General features: G+C 73.6%; 12 protein-coding genes and 4 tRNA genes. 9 read left to right on the top strand and 7 right to left on the bottom strand.

Annotated elements, in window-relative coordinates:
- The first annotated feature begins 146 nt into the window (after positions 1-146).
- Positions 147-542, top strand: coding sequence for a hypothetical protein (locus ACWCYY_RS07925; protein ID WP_449795463.1), 396 nt, complete (start codon positions 147-149; stop codon positions 540-542).
- Positions 543-636: 94 nt separating this feature from the next.
- Positions 637-2724 (top strand): bifunctional polysaccharide deacetylase/glycosyltransferase family 2 protein, encoded by a 2088-nt coding sequence (locus ACWCYY_RS07920; RefSeq protein WP_449795546.1) that lies wholly within the window; start codon positions 637-639, stop codon positions 2722-2724.
- A gap of 90 nt (positions 2725-2814) precedes the next feature.
- Here ACWCYY_RS07920 and ACWCYY_RS07915 read toward each other — a convergent pair whose 3' ends face one another.
- Together ACWCYY_RS07915 and ACWCYY_RS07910 are read right to left on the bottom strand one after the other, a co-directional pair.
- On the bottom strand, positions 2815-4251 hold the full coding sequence (locus ACWCYY_RS07915; RefSeq protein ID WP_449795462.1) for an FGGY family carbohydrate kinase: 1437 nt from the start codon (positions 4249-4251) through the stop codon (positions 2815-2817).
- A gap of 216 nt (positions 4252-4467) precedes the next feature.
- Positions 4468-4767, bottom strand: coding sequence for a hypothetical protein (locus tag ACWCYY_RS07910; protein WP_345287736.1), 300 nt, complete (start codon positions 4765-4767; stop codon positions 4468-4470).
- A 264-nt stretch (positions 4768-5031) separates the two neighbouring features.
- On the opposite strand from ACWCYY_RS07910, the gene ACWCYY_RS07905 reads away from it, so the two are divergent.
- Positions 5032-5104 (top strand) — tRNA-Asn (locus ACWCYY_RS07905).
- 39 nt (positions 5105-5143) lie between these two features.
- Positions 5144-5216: transfer RNA gene (locus ACWCYY_RS07900), tRNA-Asn, on the top strand.
- A 111-nt stretch (positions 5217-5327) separates the two neighbouring features.
- On the opposite strand, the gene ACWCYY_RS07895 is transcribed toward ACWCYY_RS07900, so the two are convergent.
- A complete protein-coding gene (locus ACWCYY_RS07895; RefSeq protein WP_345287737.1) occupies positions 5328-6077 on the bottom strand; it encodes a trypsin-like serine peptidase in 750 nt (249 codons plus the stop codon).
- Between the two features lie 203 nt (positions 6078-6280).
- Positions 6281-7165, bottom strand: coding sequence for a trypsin-like serine peptidase (locus ACWCYY_RS07890; RefSeq protein ID WP_449795461.1), 885 nt, complete (start codon positions 7163-7165; stop codon positions 6281-6283).
- A gap of 228 nt (positions 7166-7393) precedes the next feature.
- Here ACWCYY_RS07890 and ACWCYY_RS07885 point away from each other — a divergent pair.
- Positions 7394-7467 (top strand) — tRNA-Ile (locus tag ACWCYY_RS07885).
- Positions 7468-7577: 110 nt separating this feature from the next.
- On the opposite strand, the gene ACWCYY_RS07880 is transcribed toward ACWCYY_RS07885, so the two are convergent.
- Entirely contained in the window at positions 7578-7958 is a 381-nt protein-coding gene (locus tag ACWCYY_RS07880; RefSeq protein ID WP_449795460.1) for a hypothetical protein, read from the bottom strand.
- Between the two features lie 187 nt (positions 7959-8145).
- Here ACWCYY_RS07880 and ACWCYY_RS07875 point away from each other — a divergent pair.
- The 3 genes from ACWCYY_RS07875 to ACWCYY_RS07865 all read left to right on the top strand — a co-directional run bounded on the left by ACWCYY_RS07875 (position 8146) and on the right by ACWCYY_RS07865 (position 11391).
- Positions 8146-8222, top strand: a tRNA-Pro gene (locus ACWCYY_RS07875).
- Positions 8222-10480 carry a hypothetical protein gene (locus tag ACWCYY_RS07870; protein WP_449795459.1) on the top strand — a complete coding sequence of 753 codons (2259 nt, stop codon included), beginning with the start codon at positions 8222-8224 and terminating at the stop codon, positions 10478-10480. Before ACWCYY_RS07875 ends, ACWCYY_RS07870 begins: the two co-directional genes overlap by 1 nt.
- Before the next feature lie 29 nt (positions 10481-10509).
- A complete protein-coding gene (locus ACWCYY_RS07865) occupies positions 10510-11391 on the top strand; it encodes a 1-aminocyclopropane-1-carboxylate deaminase/D-cysteine desulfhydrase (protein ID WP_449795458.1) in 882 nt (293 codons plus the stop codon).
- A 2-nt stretch (positions 11392-11393) separates the two neighbouring features.
- Here the strand turns inward: ACWCYY_RS07865 and ACWCYY_RS07860 are convergent, their stop codons facing one another.
- A complete protein-coding gene (locus ACWCYY_RS07860) occupies positions 11394-11972 on the bottom strand; it encodes an EamA family transporter (protein WP_449795457.1) in 579 nt (192 codons plus the stop codon).
- An 81-nt stretch (positions 11973-12053) separates the two neighbouring features.
- On the opposite strand from ACWCYY_RS07860, the gene ACWCYY_RS07855 reads away from it, so the two are divergent.
- Positions 12054-12635 (top strand): Uma2 family endonuclease, encoded by a 582-nt coding sequence (locus ACWCYY_RS07855; RefSeq protein ID WP_449795456.1) that lies wholly within the window; start codon positions 12054-12056, stop codon positions 12633-12635.
- Between the two features lie 7 nt (positions 12636-12642).
- On the opposite strand, the gene ACWCYY_RS07850 is transcribed toward ACWCYY_RS07855, so the two are convergent.
- On the bottom strand, positions 12643-14181 hold the full coding sequence (locus ACWCYY_RS07850; RefSeq protein WP_449795455.1) for an LCP family protein: 1539 nt from the start codon (positions 14179-14181) through the stop codon (positions 12643-12645).
- Between the last annotated feature and the right edge of the window lie 179 nt (positions 14182-14360).

Raw genomic sequence — 14360 nt, 5'->3', positions numbered from 1 at the left:
CGCCTTAGGCTCCGGTGGTCTACGTACCCTGCACTGAAAGGCGTGGCAAGGTGCGCCCAGTCGTCACCCCCGTCGAAGGCGGATCAGTCCGGCCGTCACAGTCCGACGTACCCGCGTCGAACCTCGAAGAGGTCGACCCCGCACCGGTGTTCGTCTCCCAGTCGGGTCGGCGCGGCCGGCTGCTGCGCGGTCTCGGCTGGCCCGTCTCGGTGGTCGGCGCGATCCTCGCGGTCGTCATGGCCGGGACCATGGTCGGCGTCCAGGCCGACGCCCCGGCGATGGGCATACCCCCTCAGCCGACGGCCCAGCCGGCCGAACCCGTGACGACGCCCACCCCCGCGCCGTCACCCACCCCGTCGCCGAAGCCGTCGACGTCGACCTCCAAGGCGCCCTCGCGCTCCGCGACCCCTGCGGGCAAGCCGACGGCGAAGACGACCGGCACCACCGGCACGACCGGCACGACCGGCACCACCACCATGACCGGCACCACCGGTGCACCGCACGGCGCCACACCGTCCGCCCGGTCCACGAAGCACCCCTGAACCGCAGCACCGCCCATCTCCAGGAGCACCATTGTCCCGCCACCAGCGCCGCCGGCAGTCTTCGCGCAGGCCGCGCCGACTGGCCGCGCCACCCCTGCGCTTCTTCATGCCGCTCTCCCTGCTGGCATGTCTGCTCGCGCTGCTCGTGCTGCGCGGCCTGGCCACCAACGAGGTGTTCCACGACGCCCGGGTCGCCGACTCGGCCGACAAGGAGAGCGTTCCGGAGTCGCTGCTCAAGGGCGGCCCGGTCATCGACGCGCGCGGTGAGCACAACGACGACCCGGTGAGCTACCGCATCCCGGACCGCACCGTGGTGCTGAGCTTCGACGACGGCCCGGACGAGGAGTGGACCCCGAAGGTCCTGGACGTGCTGGAGTCCCGCGGCGTGCGCGCGGACTTCTTCGTGACCGGCGGCATGACGGCCCGTCATCCGGAGCTGATCCGCCGGATCGTGGACGAGGGGCACGAGATCGGGCTGCACAGCTTCACCCACCCGGACTTCGCCTTCCAGTCGCACGCCCGGATCACCTGGGAGATGGCCCAGACCCAGCTGGCCCTGGCCGGGGCGGCGGGGGTGCACAGCTCGCTGTTCCGCCCGCCGTACTCGTCCAACTCGGCGGCGCTGGACGACTGGACCTACCCGGTGATCAAGTACCTGGGCGCCCGGGGCTACGTCACCGCCTTCATCGACCACGACACCGACGACTGGAAGCGGCCGGGGGTGGACGCCATCGTCAAGGAGGCGATGCCCACGACGCCCGGCGCCGGCGAGCTGATCCTGCTGCACGACTCCGGCGGTGACCGCTCCCAGACCGTCGAGGCGCTCGGCATCCTGATCGACAAGCTGAAGGCCGACGGCTACCGCTTCACCACCATCTCCGAGGCGCTCGGCGCCTCCAGCGCCACCACGCCGGTGACCGGCTTCCGACTGTGGGCGGGCAAGGGCTACGTCTGGGCCACCCAGCTGGCCGTGCACACCCTGCCGACGCTGATCGGGCTGCTCGCCGTGGTCGGCTTCCTGAACTTCGGCCGGTTCGCCCTGATGCTGGTGCTGGCCCCGATCCACGCCCGCCGCTCCAAGCGGCAGGACCTCTGGGGCGAGCCCGTCACCCGCCCGGTCACCGTCCTGGTGCCCGCGTACAACGAGCGCGAGTGCATCGCCCACACCCTCAACTCGCTGGCCGCGAGCGACTACCCGATCGAGGTCATCGTCATCGACGACGGTTCCTCGGACGGCACCGCGGACATCGTGGAGGAGATGGCGATGCCGTTCGTCCGCCTGATCCGCAAGGTCAACGGCGGCAAGCCCAGCGCGCTGAACGCCGGCATCGCGGCCGCCTCGCACGACATCGTCGTGATGATGGACGGCGACACCGTCTTCGAGCCCTCCACGGTGCGCGAGCTTGTCCAGCCCTTCGCGGACCCCTCGATCGGCGCGGTCTCGGGCAACGCCAAGGTCGGCAACCGGGACACCCTGATCGGCTCCTGGCAGCACATCGAGTACGTCCTCGGCCACAACCTGGACCGCCGGATGTACGACATGCTCGGCATCATCCCGACCATCCCCGGCGCGGTCGGCGCCTTCCGCAAGGAGGCCCTGGACGCGGTCGGCGGGATGAGCGAGGACACCCTCGCCGAGGACACCGACATCACCATGGCGGTGCTGTGCGAGGGCTGGCGGGTGGTCTACGCCGAGCGCGCCCGCGCCTGGACCGAGGCCCCCGCGAGCCTCCAGCAGCTCTGGTCCCAGCGGTACCGCTGGAGCTACGGCTCGATGCAGGCGATGTGGAAGCACCGCCGGGCCGTCACCGCCAAGGGGCCGCGCGGGCGGTTCGGCCGCCGGGGCCTGCCGCTGGTCGTGCTGTTCGGCGTGGTCGCACCGCTGCTGGCACCGCTGGTCGACATCTTCCTGATCTACGGCGTGCTGTTCGCGGACGCGGCGACGACCATCACCAGCTTCGCCGGCTTCCTGGGCATCCAGGCCGTGCTCTCCTGGTACGCCTTCAAGCTCGACCGCGAGAAGCCCTGGCACCTGATCAGCCTGCCGACCCAGCAGCTGGTGTACCGGCAGCTGATGTACATCGTCCTGCTGCAGTCGGCGATCACCGCGGTGACCGGCGGCCGCCTGCGCTGGCAGAAGCTCCGGCGCACCGGCGAGGTCTCCGCCCCGGTGGAGGTCTGAGCCCCGGTGGAGGTCCGAGCCCCGGAGGCGGTCCGAGCCCCGGTGGAGGCCTGACGGCGGGTCGACGGGCGGTGCGGCCCTGACGGCCGCTCAGTCCTCGGCCAGCTCCGGGTGGATCTGGTCGCGGACGGTGCGGTACTGCTGGCGGACGGCGTTGCCGATGGCCTGGTCGTGCTCGTGGTCGGCGACCAGGGTGACGGCGTCGGGGAGCTCCCACTCCGGGGGCTCGGGGGTGCCGGCCAGGGCCCAGGCGGCCTGGCGGGCCGCGCCCCGGGCGGCGTGGTCGCCGGCGGCCGGTATCACCACGGGCAGGCCGAAGAGCAGGGGCGCGATCTCCTTCACGGCGGGCAGGCGGCCGACCGCGCCGAGCAGGAAGATCCGGCGCAGCTCCACCCCGTGCCCGCGCAGCACGTCCAGGGCGTCGGCGACGTTGCAGAGCATGCCCTCGACGGCGGCCCGGGCCAGGTGCTGCGGGGCCATCGACTCGGCCCGCAGGCCGGTCAGGGTGCCGGCCGCGGCGGGCAGCTTCGGGGTGCGCTCGCCGTCCAGGTAGGGGAGCAGCACCAGCCCGTAGGAGCCGGCCGTGGAGCGCAGCGCCAGCTCGCTGAGGCCGGTGAGGTCGGTGCCGAGCAGGCCGGCGGTGGAGCGGAGCACCTGGGCCGCGTTCAGGGTGCCGACCATCGGCAGGTGGCGGCCGGTGGCGTCGGCGAAGGAGGAGACCGCTCCCGTGACGTCCACCACGGCGTGGTCGTGCACCGCGAAGACGGTCCCGTTGCCGCCGAGCGAGACCACCGCGTCGCCGGGCTGCAGGCCGAGGCCGAGCGCGGCGGCCATGTTGTCCCCGGTGCCGGCCGAGATCAGCAGGCCCTCGGGGGTGTGCCCGGCGGGCTCGGCCGGGCCCAACACGTCCGGTACGCGCAGCTGGTGACCGAGCGCCAGCTCGATCAGGTCCTGCCGGTACTCGCCGGTGACGGGGGACCAGTACCCGGTGCCGGAGGCGTCACCCCGGTCGGTGGTGCGGCGCTTGGGGTGGCCGAGCAGCTGCCAGACCAGCCAGTCGTGCGGGAGCAGCACCTCGGCGATCCGCTTGGCCGAGGCCGGCTCGTGCTCGGCCAGCCAGCGCAGCTTGGCCACCGTGTAGGTCGGCGCCGGGACGGAGCCGATCGCCCGCACCCAGGCCTCGGGGCCGCCGAGCGCGTCGATCAGCTGCGCGGCGGCCCCGGCGGACCTGGGGTCGTTCCAGAGCAGGGCGGGCCGCACCAGCACACCGCCCGCGTCCAGGCCGATCAGGCCGTGCTGCTGGGCCGAGACGCCGATCGCCCGGACGCCCTCCAGCAGGCCCCCGGTGGCCGCCTCGCCGAGCGAGTGCAGCCAGAGCTGCGGGTCGACCTCGGTGGCTCGGGGATCGGTGCCCTCGGGGGTCGGGTGCGGCGCCTTGCCGTCGCGCAGCACGGCGCCGGTCTCGGCGTCGCACGCGACGATCCGGGTGCGAGTGGTGGAGCTGTCGATGCCCGCGACGATGGCCATGTCGAGATCATGCCTCAGCCCGGCTGCCTTGCACCGTCGCCCGCCCGAAGTGTTGCCCGTTCGGCACCCGGAGCGGACGCGTCCGCGACCGCTCGCGGTGCGCGTGGGGCCCCTGGTGCGTGCGGTGCCGGCCGTACGTGCGCGGCGCGCGCTGCGCGTGCTGCGTGCGGTGCAGGCGGCGTGTGCGACGCGTGCGGTGCGTCCGGCGCCGGTGCCTCAGGGGCGGTAGGTGCCCCAGCTGTCGTCCTGTCCGGCAGCCCGGCTGCCGCTCAGGTACGGCACCCGGTCGGTGATGGCGTTCGGCAGGTGGTCACCGACCCGGCCGGCCACGGCGCCCGCGGCCTTCCCGGCCACCGCTCCGGCCTGCTGCCGGGCCTTGCCCGCCACGTCCTGCACCTTGGGGTTCTGCGCGACCTGACGGGCCGCTCCGGCGAGCTGCTCGTAGCGCTCCCGGCCGGCCTTCGAACCGAGGACGTATCCGACCCCGACTCCCACCACGAACGTCAGCTTCCACATGACCGGTCTCCACCCTTCCTTGCGGACCCTGCCGCGTTGCCCTACCCGCCCCGCCCCGCGGCGAACCGTGGGACCAGCATCCCCGCAGGCCCCCGCCGCCGCCCACCGGGCACGCCGAACGGAGGGCGATCCGGGCACCCGGGGAGGCCCCGGGGCCTCCCCGGGGAAAGCGATTGGCGGACCACCCCCCTGAGTGCGCTAATGTATGACCCGCAGCCGACGCCGCGGACCGGAAGATCCTTCCGGAGCGGGGCGGGAGCTCGGTCCCCCATAGCTCAATTGGCAGAGCAGCCGACTGTTAATCGGCAGGTTATTGGTTCGAGTCCAATTGGGGGAGCCCGGAAGGGTCGTCAGACCGTTCCGCACCCAACAGCAGTCCCCCATAGCTCAATTGGCAGAGCAGCCGACTGTTAATCGGCAGGTTATTGGTTCGAGTCCAATTGGGGGAGCTTCACCGGTAGTTCAGGTGAGATGCGCAGAGCGAGGGCCCTTCGGACATCCGAGGGGCCTTCGTGTTTTCCCGGGGCGCAGCCTCTGCTCGGGGTCCGCTCGGAGTCTGCTCAGGCCGTGCCGGTGGCCTGCCGGTACAGCTCCGTCACCCGGTGGTCGAAGGTGATGCTGTACGAGGTCCGCTCGGTGGCGCCGCCCTCCTGGTAGCCGCCGACCACGCCGACCACCTCCCCGCCCTCGGTCAGCCAGGGGCTGCCGCTGGTGCCGTCGGTGTAGCCGTGGCAGTCGAAGCTCTCCTGGGTAGGGCTCTGTTCGCCGGTCCGGTTGCTGCAGGTGATCGGCTCCTCGGCGTCCACCGGGTAGCCGGTGACGGTGACCGCGAGCCCGAAGCCGCGGTCGGTGCCGAGCCGGAAGCCGCCGAGCACGTCCTCGATCCGCCGTCCGCCGACCTCGCCGACCGTGAGGAACGCCACGTCGTACTCCGGGTCGGCCCGCTCCGACCAGGCCGGGGCCAGCGTCACCCGCTCGACCGGCCAACTGCCGTGCGGGAGGTTCCCGTTGCGGTAGCCGGGGGCGAACGCCAGGTCGTCCTGGCGGCCGAACAGCGGACTGGCCACGCAGTGCGCGGCCGTGACCAGCAGGCTCCGGCCCGGGCTGCTCACCACGCTGGCGGTGCAGCCCCGGGCGCCGTCCGGGCCGCCGGCGAACAGCGTGCCGATCCGGTCCGCGGGCCCGCCCGCCGGGGCGGCATGGGCGGACGGGGTGCCGTCGTCGGGGGCCGGGGCGGGGACGTCCGGGACGCAGGCGGTGGCCAGCGCGAGGAGCAGGGCGGTGGCGGCCGTGGAGGTGAGGAGCGTCACGCGTCCGGTGGTGGGCGTCGGGGCGGAGGCCGGAGCGGACGACGGAGCGGGTCGCCATGCGCGCGCCATGGGGTCCGTCCTCGGCTGCGGGGTGATCCACGCGGGTCGTGAAGATCGACTGCAGCCAGGTCTACCAGCCCGGCCCGCCGTCGCGCCAGCCCCGCCCGGTGCCGCCGTCCCCGGTGCCGCCGCCTCCGGGGCGGTCAGCCGGTCGCGCGGGCGTACAGCGCCTGGACCCGGTCGCCGAAGTAGCTGCTGTAGGAGGTGTCCGGGGTGTCCCCGCCCTCCTGGTAGCCGCCGATCACGCCGACCACGGTGCCCGTCCTGGTCTGCGGGTCGAAGTCGGTGACCCACGGGCTGCCGCTGGTGCCGCCGGTGTAGTCCGGGCAGTCGATCCGCAGCTGGGTGGGGCTCTGCTGGGAGGTCTGGTTGGCGCAGGTGATCGGCACCTCGCCGCTGCTCGGGTAGCCGGTCACCTTGACCGGCAGGGCGTAGCCCCGGTTGACCCCCAACTTGTTGGCGCCGAGCACCTGTTGGACCTGCTGCCCGTTCTGCGGCAGCACCACGGCGAAGGCCACGTCCACGTCCGGGTCGGCACTGTCCGCCCAGGCCTGGTCCACCGTGATCGAGGCCAGTTGCCAGACCCCGCTCGGGGTGTCGCCGTCCCGGTAGCCCGGCACGAAGACCAGGTCGCCGCGCTGGCCGACCTTGGGGTCGTAGACGCAGTGCGCGGCGGTCGCGATCAGGTTCAGCCCGGCGCTGTCCACCACGCTGGCGGTGCAGAAGTGGTCGCCGTCGGAGTTGTGCGTGAAGACCGCGCCGACCAGGGCGTTGAGCGGGGTGGCCTTGGCGGTCCTGGTGGTGCCGGCGTGCTTGGCGATCGCGGCCTTGATCCGGTCCTTGGACCAGCCGTGCCCGGCCGCCGCCGAACTGGCCTGAGCCCCCGTCAGCGGGCTCCGACTCGCACTCGCGCTCGCGGTGGTGCCACCGCCCGTCGGGCTCGGCCCTCCGCCGCCGCCCGAACCGCTCCCGCAGCCGACCGCCACCAGCCCCAGCGCCACCAACCCGGCCACCCGTGCGCCGCGCACCCGCCACCACCGTCCTCGGACCTCGGCCCCGTCGACCACCGGCCTCCAGTCTTCGCGGGCACCGCACCCCCTGCCAGGCCGGATCACCCGGACGGGGTCTCGCGCACCCGCCCACCCGGATGCACCCCCGGCGAGCACCACGCCGGAATGACCGGCTATGCTGCGGATGACGGCCCTGACGGGCCGTCTGCTGCTGCCCCGCCACCTCGGCCGACGGCACGGCGAACCGGGGCGGTAGCTCAGCCGGTTAGAGCAGGGGACTCATAATCCCTTGGTCGTGGGTTCGAGTCCCACCCGCCCCACTCACCCCTCCATGCCGCGGATCCGTGACCACACCGGACCACCCGCGACGGACAGCCTGGGAGAACTCTAGGGCCGCTCCACCCCCACCGAGCCTCACCGGGCCGGAAGTTCACCCGTTTGATGGGGGACGAGGGGTCGGTCGGCCGCGCGGCATGACCACCGTGGCGAAGAGCAGCTGAATGGCGATCAGGGCCAGTACTCCGAGTCCGCCACCTCCGGCGAGGACGATCAGGACGGGGGCCAGCAGCAGGCCGGACGCCAGCGGCCTGAGTCGCGCGTCCCGGCGCTTGCCGGACAGCAGCGCGATGATGACCAGTGACGGGATCCCGACGATGACGGACATCATCACTCCGGTGCCCAGGACTCCGAAGGAGTCGCCCGGCAGCGCGTCCGGGTCGGTCCGGTCGGGCCGGGTGAGGAACAGGGCCCCACCGAGAACGGGCCAGCCGACGGCGAAGGTCAGGACGTAGGACAGGAGGCTCCTCGCCACCCACCGCCCCCGATCGGCATCCACCCGCGCAGCTCCCCTCCACCCGGCTCCGGCCCCGTCCGAGGCCTCGCCCCATCGTGCGCCACGCTCCGTCGAGGATGCCCGGCCGACGGCCCGGCGGGCGAACTCCGGGCGGCACCAAATCACGTTGTCCGCCCCTGCCCTCGTGCGTAGGGTGGCGGGCCAGCGGCGTGTAGCTCAGCGAGACAGAGCACCGGACTCGGGATCCGGAGGGGGCGGGGGCGGGACCCGCCACGTCGGCCATGGACAACAACGCTGATCAGCAGCGCACCACCGTCACGGTCAACTCCGGCTACGCGCACGGGCAGCTGGCCCGGGCCTTCGTCACCGCGCTCTCGCACCCGGACGCCGCGACCCGCGAACGGGCCGAGGGCCGTCTCGACCGCTGGCGCGCCACGCTGGCCGGGATGAAGGACGGCAGCCTGCGGATCGGCAGCCGCACCCCGGTGGCCGGGTTGCCCGCCTGGGTCACGCCCGAGGTGCTGCGCGGCGGCTTCGCCACCGGCCGGGCCGCCGCCGAGGGGCCGCTCCAGCCGTACGAGGCCGAGGCCTGCCGGGCGGCCGGCATCCCGCAGGACCGCGCCGAACTCTTCGCGCACGCGCTCACCGAGACCGGGCTGGCCCGGCTCTGGGAGCTGCTCGACAGCGGCCGCTACCGGGTGACCGTGCCGGAGGAGGCCGCGCTGCTCACGGTGGCCTGGCTGGTCCGGGCCGGAGAGCAGCGGACGGCACTCGAACTGACCGCCCTGCTGGCCCCGTTCGCGGGCCGGCTGCGCTTCACCCCGCCGTCCGGCGACGCCCCGGGCGCCGGGCCGGACTGCGTTCACCGGCAGACGGTGGCCGACACCGTCGAGGCGCTGGAGCGCCGCGGCCCCAACCGTGCGGTGGAGACCCAGCGCGAGGCGCTGACGGTCTGGCTGCCGTACTCCGACGAACTGCTCTCGCACTGGCTGGAGGCCACCGGCCCGGACGGCGTCCTGCATGCCGCCCCGGGGCCGGAGTGGCTCGCGCGCGGCGACGAACTCCTGCTCCGCTACCGGACCTTGGCCGCCGTCCATCAGCTCTGCGGCAAGCACCGCAAGCCGGGCGGGAACCTCGGCATCCTCCGCATCTCCCTCGAACTGGCCGTCGCCGGTATGGAGTTGCCGCCCCGTCAGGCGGGACTGCTGCGGGTCGCCGTCCGCTCCATGGTGGAGCGCCGCGGCCTGCCGGGCTCCGAGCGGCACACCGAACTGCGCCGGATCCAGGTCGGCCAGGCCGCGCTGCCCTCCCACCACCAGCTCGCCCGGCTGTTGGTGAGCCGGCTCTTCGCGCTGCCGCAGCAGGACGGCCTGACCGACCCGGAGGCGGTGCTGGTCGCGGCCTCGGACGGCGAGGCGGACGGGATCCCGGCCGGCACCGCCGTGCCGCAGGTGCTGCGCAAGGTGGTGCTGGCCGCCCTCAGTGCCCCCGTGGAGACCCTGGTCGAGCGCGGCCTGGTGCCCTCGGCGGAGGTGCTGGCCGAGCTGGCACCGCAGTTGGCCGCCGCGGCCCAGGCCACCGCCTACCCGGACCAGGCGCTCGGCGCGCTGGCCGCCGCCCACCACCGGGCCTTCGCCGGGCGGCGCTCGCTGCTGCTGCTCGACCTCCAGCACCAGGTGCGGGCCGGTGAACTCCCCTGGGTCCGGGCGGTCCAGCCGTACCGCACGGCGGGGGAGGGCGCGGCCGAACTCGCCACGCTGCGGCGTCTGTCCGCCCTGGCGGTCACGACCTTCCCCGGCACCATCCTGCCGAACCCGTTGGTGAGCGAGCTGGCCGCGCTGGCCCGGCGGGCCGCGCCGGGCACCCCGTTCGTGGAGGAGCTGGCGGCCGACATCTTCATGGGCAAGTTCTCCCCGAAGTTCCTGGCGGCCGCCAAGATCGCCGGTGAGTTGCTGCAAGGCACCTTCTACGAGCGGTACTTCGGCATCGACTACGCCGCCGTGCGCGCCCTGCCCGAGCAGGAGGACGGACACCGCCGCGCCGTCGCCTCCTCCGGCTTCTCCCGGCTCTGCACCGCCCGGGCCGGCCAGGCCTGGCGTGGCACGGGCTCGGTCGCCGCCAACGGCACGGTGATCGAGCAGGCCCAGATCCTCACCACCCACAACCTCGCCACCCTGGCCGGCCCGCTCGGCGTGACCTTCGGCGAGGCCGCGGACGTGCTGGCCTGGCGCGCGTACGACACCGCCCGGCAGCTGGTCGCGCTGGCCGAACGCCAGCCGCGACCGCTCGCCACGGTGAAGAACGCAGCCTTCGCCTGGCGCCAGCTGGTCTTCCACCTCTCCCTCTGCACCCCGCAGGCCCGCGACGCGGTGATCGACCGGATCACCGCCGACCACCCGACCCGCCTCGCCCCGGCCGTGGCCGGCCTGGTCCTGACCGCCGCCGGCGGCCGCTTCGGCGAGGACGGCACGGCCGACCGCGGGCGGGCCCGGCGGTTCCTCGGCTGGTCGGCCGGGCCGCACTGGTTGCTCCGGCGCTGAGCCCGGCGGGGCCCGCGTACGCTGGGCGGATGCTGCTGCCCGCCGACCTGCCGACTCCGCTCCAGGTGCTGGACGACCCGGACTTCGCGGCGGCCGGGGTCGAGCTGCGGCTCAAGCGCGACGACCTGGCGCACCCGACCGTGCCCGGCAACAAGTGGCGCAAGCTCGCCCCGAACCTCGCCCACGCGGTGGAGACCGGAGCGGTCGGACTGCTGACGTACGGCGGGGCGTACTCCACCCATCTGCGGGCGGTGGCCGCGGCGGCGGGGGCGCTGGGGCTGGCGAGCATCGGGGTGGTGCGGGGCGAGGAGCTGGAACGGGCGCCGCGGAACTGGTCGTTGCGGGCGGCGGAGGCGGACGGGATGGAGCTGCGCTTCGTCTCCCGCTCCGACTACCGCCGCCTGCTGACCGAACGTCGGGCCCCGGGGGAGGGCTGGTTGGTGCTGCCCGAAGGGGGCTCCAACGCGCTCGCGGTACGCGGCGCCGCCGCGATCCCGGCCGAGCTCCCCGACCTGGGCCCGAATGACCTGCTGGTCTGCCCGGTCGGCACCGGGGGGACGCTCGCGGGCGTCGCGGCGGGCCTCACCGGTGGCGCCCGTGCCCTCGGCGTCGCCGTCCTGCGCGGCGAGGGCTACCTGGAGGACGAGGTCCGCAGCCTCCACCAGGCCGCCTACGGGCGCCAGTTCACCACCTGGTCGATCGACCACGCCCACCACGGCGGCGGCTACGGCCGCGTCTCACCACAACTCACCGCCTTCGCCGCCGAGTTCGAGCAGCGGCACGGCCTGAGGCCAGAGCTCCGCTACGTCGCCAAGACCCTCCGTGCCGTCCACCAGCGCCTGATGGCGGGCGAGTTGGTGGCGGGTACCCGGGTGACGGTGGTCGTCACCGGCCTGCCGGACCCCGAGTAACGTCAGCTGAACGCGATCAGGCTCAGACCGGTCACGATCACCCCGGCCGCCAACAGGCGGGCGCGCAGGCGGCCCTCGGCCAGCAGGGTGCCGCCGAGCAGCACCACCAGCAGCACACTGGCCTCGCGGACCGGGGAGACCAGGGCGGCCGGGGCCAGCCGCAGGGCGAACAGGAAGAGCAGGTAGGGCAGCGGCATCAGGGTGGCCGCCCCCAGGACGAGCAGCCGGCACTCCCGCCGGAGCCTCCGCACGGCCTCCCGGCGGCGGAGGGCGGAGGGGCCGAGCAGGACCGCCCGGCCGAGGTCGTCGATCCAGTTGAGCAGGAGCGGGGAGACGGCGAGCGGTCCGACGGTGTGCTGGTCCCAGAGGGTGTAGGCGGCGATGGTCAGGCCGGACAGCCCCGCGTAGCCCAGCGCCCGGCCGTAGCCGACCGCGGGCGGTCCGCCGCCGGAGGGGCGGGCGGACAGGCCGAGCGCGACCACGCCGCCGACCACCGCAAGGGCACCGAACAGGCCGGTGGTGGAAGGTACTTCGCCTGGGACGCCGTCCGCCTCGTCCGTGGAACGGACGTCACTGTTCATCCTGTGTCCACCGGATCCTGGGGTGGACGCTCGGCTATCGTCGGAGAGAGCACCACCCGCCCCACCCGGAGGAGGCAGGGCATGACCGCGATCTCGGACCGCCCGCAGCTGCTCCCCGAGGAGTTCGAGGAGGTGGCCCGCGTGGTCGCCCGGGCGGCGGAGGGCGTGCGGCTGGAGCTGATCGACGGAAAGCTGAGGGCCAAGCCGGCGCCTGACGGGGACCACGGCCGCATCATCCAGTGGCTCATGCGGATCTGCCTGCAGAGCAGGCCGGAGCTCTGGCTGCACGACCAAGGCCTGAAGGTCCAGGGCTATCGGGCAGGCCGTGCCAGGCCCGACGGCGCGTTCGCCGCAGCGGACGCGTTCGTCGGCCAGGGAGACTGGGCCGATGCCGGCGACGTGTTGATGACCGTCGAGGTGACGTCCTACGACTCCGACACCGATCAGCGCGACCGGGTGGAGAAGCCCCGGGCGTACGCCGAGACCGGCATCCCGGTCTACCTGCTGATCGACCGCGACGCCTGCCAGGTCACCGTGCACAGCCGCCCCGACGGCAGCCGTTACACCCAGCTCAGCGTGGTCCCGTTCGGCACCGAGGTGGAGCTGCCGGCGCCGGTCGGGATCGTGCTGGACACCGAGCCGCTGAAGAGCTGGGTGCGCTGATGGTCCGTCAGCCGCCGTCGCCGTAGGTGAGGTTGGAGCAGAGGTCGGCGTCGGCGGTGCGGGTGTTGTCGGTGATGCCGGAGGGGATGCCGGTCGGGGTGGCCGAGGGGGACCCGGAGGCGGTGGCCGACGGGGCGGCGGTGGAGGGGTCGGGGGCCTCGTCGCGGCCGAGGGTGAGGGTGAGGGTGGTGAGCGAGGGGTCGGGGCGGAGTTCGGCGTCGGGGTAGAGGGCGGCGAGCCGTTCGGCCTCGGCGAGGCTGACCGGGGTGGCGGGGTAGCCGATGACGGTGGTGCGCCGCGAGGTGGTGGGGGTGGGGCCGGTGGTGAGGGCGGTCCAGCCGGCGGCCTTGAGTTCGGCTTCGGCCTTGGTGGCGGCCTCGGGGGAGCGGCTGGCGTTGATGATCGTCAGCGGGGTGGCGACGGCCGAGGCGGAGGGGGAGGCAGAGGCCGAGGGCGAGGCGGTGGGGGTGGTGCCGGAGCCGGTGGAGTGGCCGTCGAGGGTGTGGTCCTGGCGGAGCAGGTCGAAGAGCCGCCCGGTGTCGGGCTGGACCAGGGCGACCCGGTCGCCCTTGTACTCCCAGGGGACGGTGACGAACTCTATGTCGGAGAGCTTGATGTCCCGCAGCGACTGCGCGAAGTCGACCAGCTTCATCGGGGTGCCGAGGCCGGGGTCGACGGTGAGGGAGCGGCTGGCGGCGTCGGCCAGCGGGAGCAGGGTGGTGAGGTTGAAGCCCTGCTCCTGCACCTTCTTGATGAGGGAGGAGAGGAAGGCCTGCTGCCGCTTGATGCGGCCGATGTCGGAGCCGTCGCCGAAGCCGTGCCGGGCCCGGACGTAGTCGAGGGCGAGCTGGCCGGAGACGGTCTGACGGCCCTTGGCCAGCTTTATCCCGTAGGAGTTGACCGCGTTGGGGACGCAGACGTCGACCCCGTTCACGGCCTGGGTCATCGCGGCGAAGCCCTTGAAGTCCACCACGATGGTGTGGTCGACCCGCAGACCGGTGAGCGCCTCGACGGTGTTCTGGCTGCAGGCGGGGTTGCCCTTCTCCGAACCGCCCACGGTGAAGGCCGAGTTGAACATCTGGTTGGTGCGCTTGGTGGTCCACCTGCCGTCCGGGAGCAGGCACGGCGGGACGGTGACCAGGGTGTCGCGCGGTATCGAGACCGCGACGGCGTGGCGGCGGTCGCCGTAGACGTGCAGCAGCATCGCGGTGTCGGAGTGGCCGACGCCCTCGTCGCCGCCGCCGAGGTCGCCGTTGCCGTCGTTGCGGGTGTCGGAGCCGAGCAGCAGGACGTTGACCGGGACGCCGCCGCCGACCTCGGCGGGGGTGGCGACCGGGGGCCGGCTGGTGGCGATGCCGGCCGCGTCGAAGGTGGAGATGTTGTCGTCCAGGCGGTGGTAGAACCACGCGCCGGTGCCGACCACTCCGAGCACCATGACGGCGGCGGTGACTCCGGCGACCCGGGCCAGTCGGGCCCGGCGGGAGCGGGGCGCCCGGGGTGCGCGGCGCGCGCGGGCAGAGGAGGGCCGGGTCTGGGCGTCGGTCATGGTGGGTCAGGAGCTCTCTGCTGCGGCCGCTCGGCGGGTGAACCGTCGGGATGGTCGGTGTTCTCTCACCGGATAGACGGTCTGGCGAGGCGGTCGGTTACACGGAGAGCGCAATCTAACAAGGATGATTCGTGCAGGAGCAATCGCCCCCCTGGTGGGGAGGGGCGTCCGCGCAGGTC

The organism is Kitasatospora sp. NPDC001664, assembly GCF_053596675.1.
This window is presented reverse-complemented; position numbering and strand designations above follow the sequence as displayed.

Bases quoted from the DNA above. Each gene is read 5' to 3' on its own strand.
- ACWCYY_RS07915 (WP_449795462.1), bottom strand. From the start codon at position 4,251: ATGGCCATCGTCGCGGGCATCGACAGCTCCACCACTCGCACCCGGATC.
- ACWCYY_RS07910 (WP_345287736.1), bottom strand. From the start codon at position 4,767: ATGTGGAAGCTGACGTTCGTGGTGGGAGTCGGGGTCGGATACGTCCTC.
- ACWCYY_RS07870 (WP_449795459.1), top strand. From the start codon at position 8,222: ATGGACAACAACGCTGATCAGCAGCGCACCACCGTCACGGTCAACTCC.
- ACWCYY_RS07865 (WP_449795458.1), top strand. From the start codon at position 10,510: ATGCTGCTGCCCGCCGACCTGCCGACTCCGCTCCAGGTGCTGGACGAC.
- ACWCYY_RS07860 (WP_449795457.1), bottom strand. From the start codon at position 11,972: ATGAACAGTGACGTCCGTTCCACGGACGAGGCGGACGGCGTCCCAGGC.
- ACWCYY_RS07855 (WP_449795456.1), top strand. From the start codon at position 12,054: ATGACCGCGATCTCGGACCGCCCGCAGCTGCTCCCCGAGGAGTTCGAG.
- ACWCYY_RS07850 (WP_449795455.1), bottom strand. From the start codon at position 14,181: ATGACCGACGCCCAGACCCGGCCCTCCTCTGCCCGCGCGCGCCGCGCA.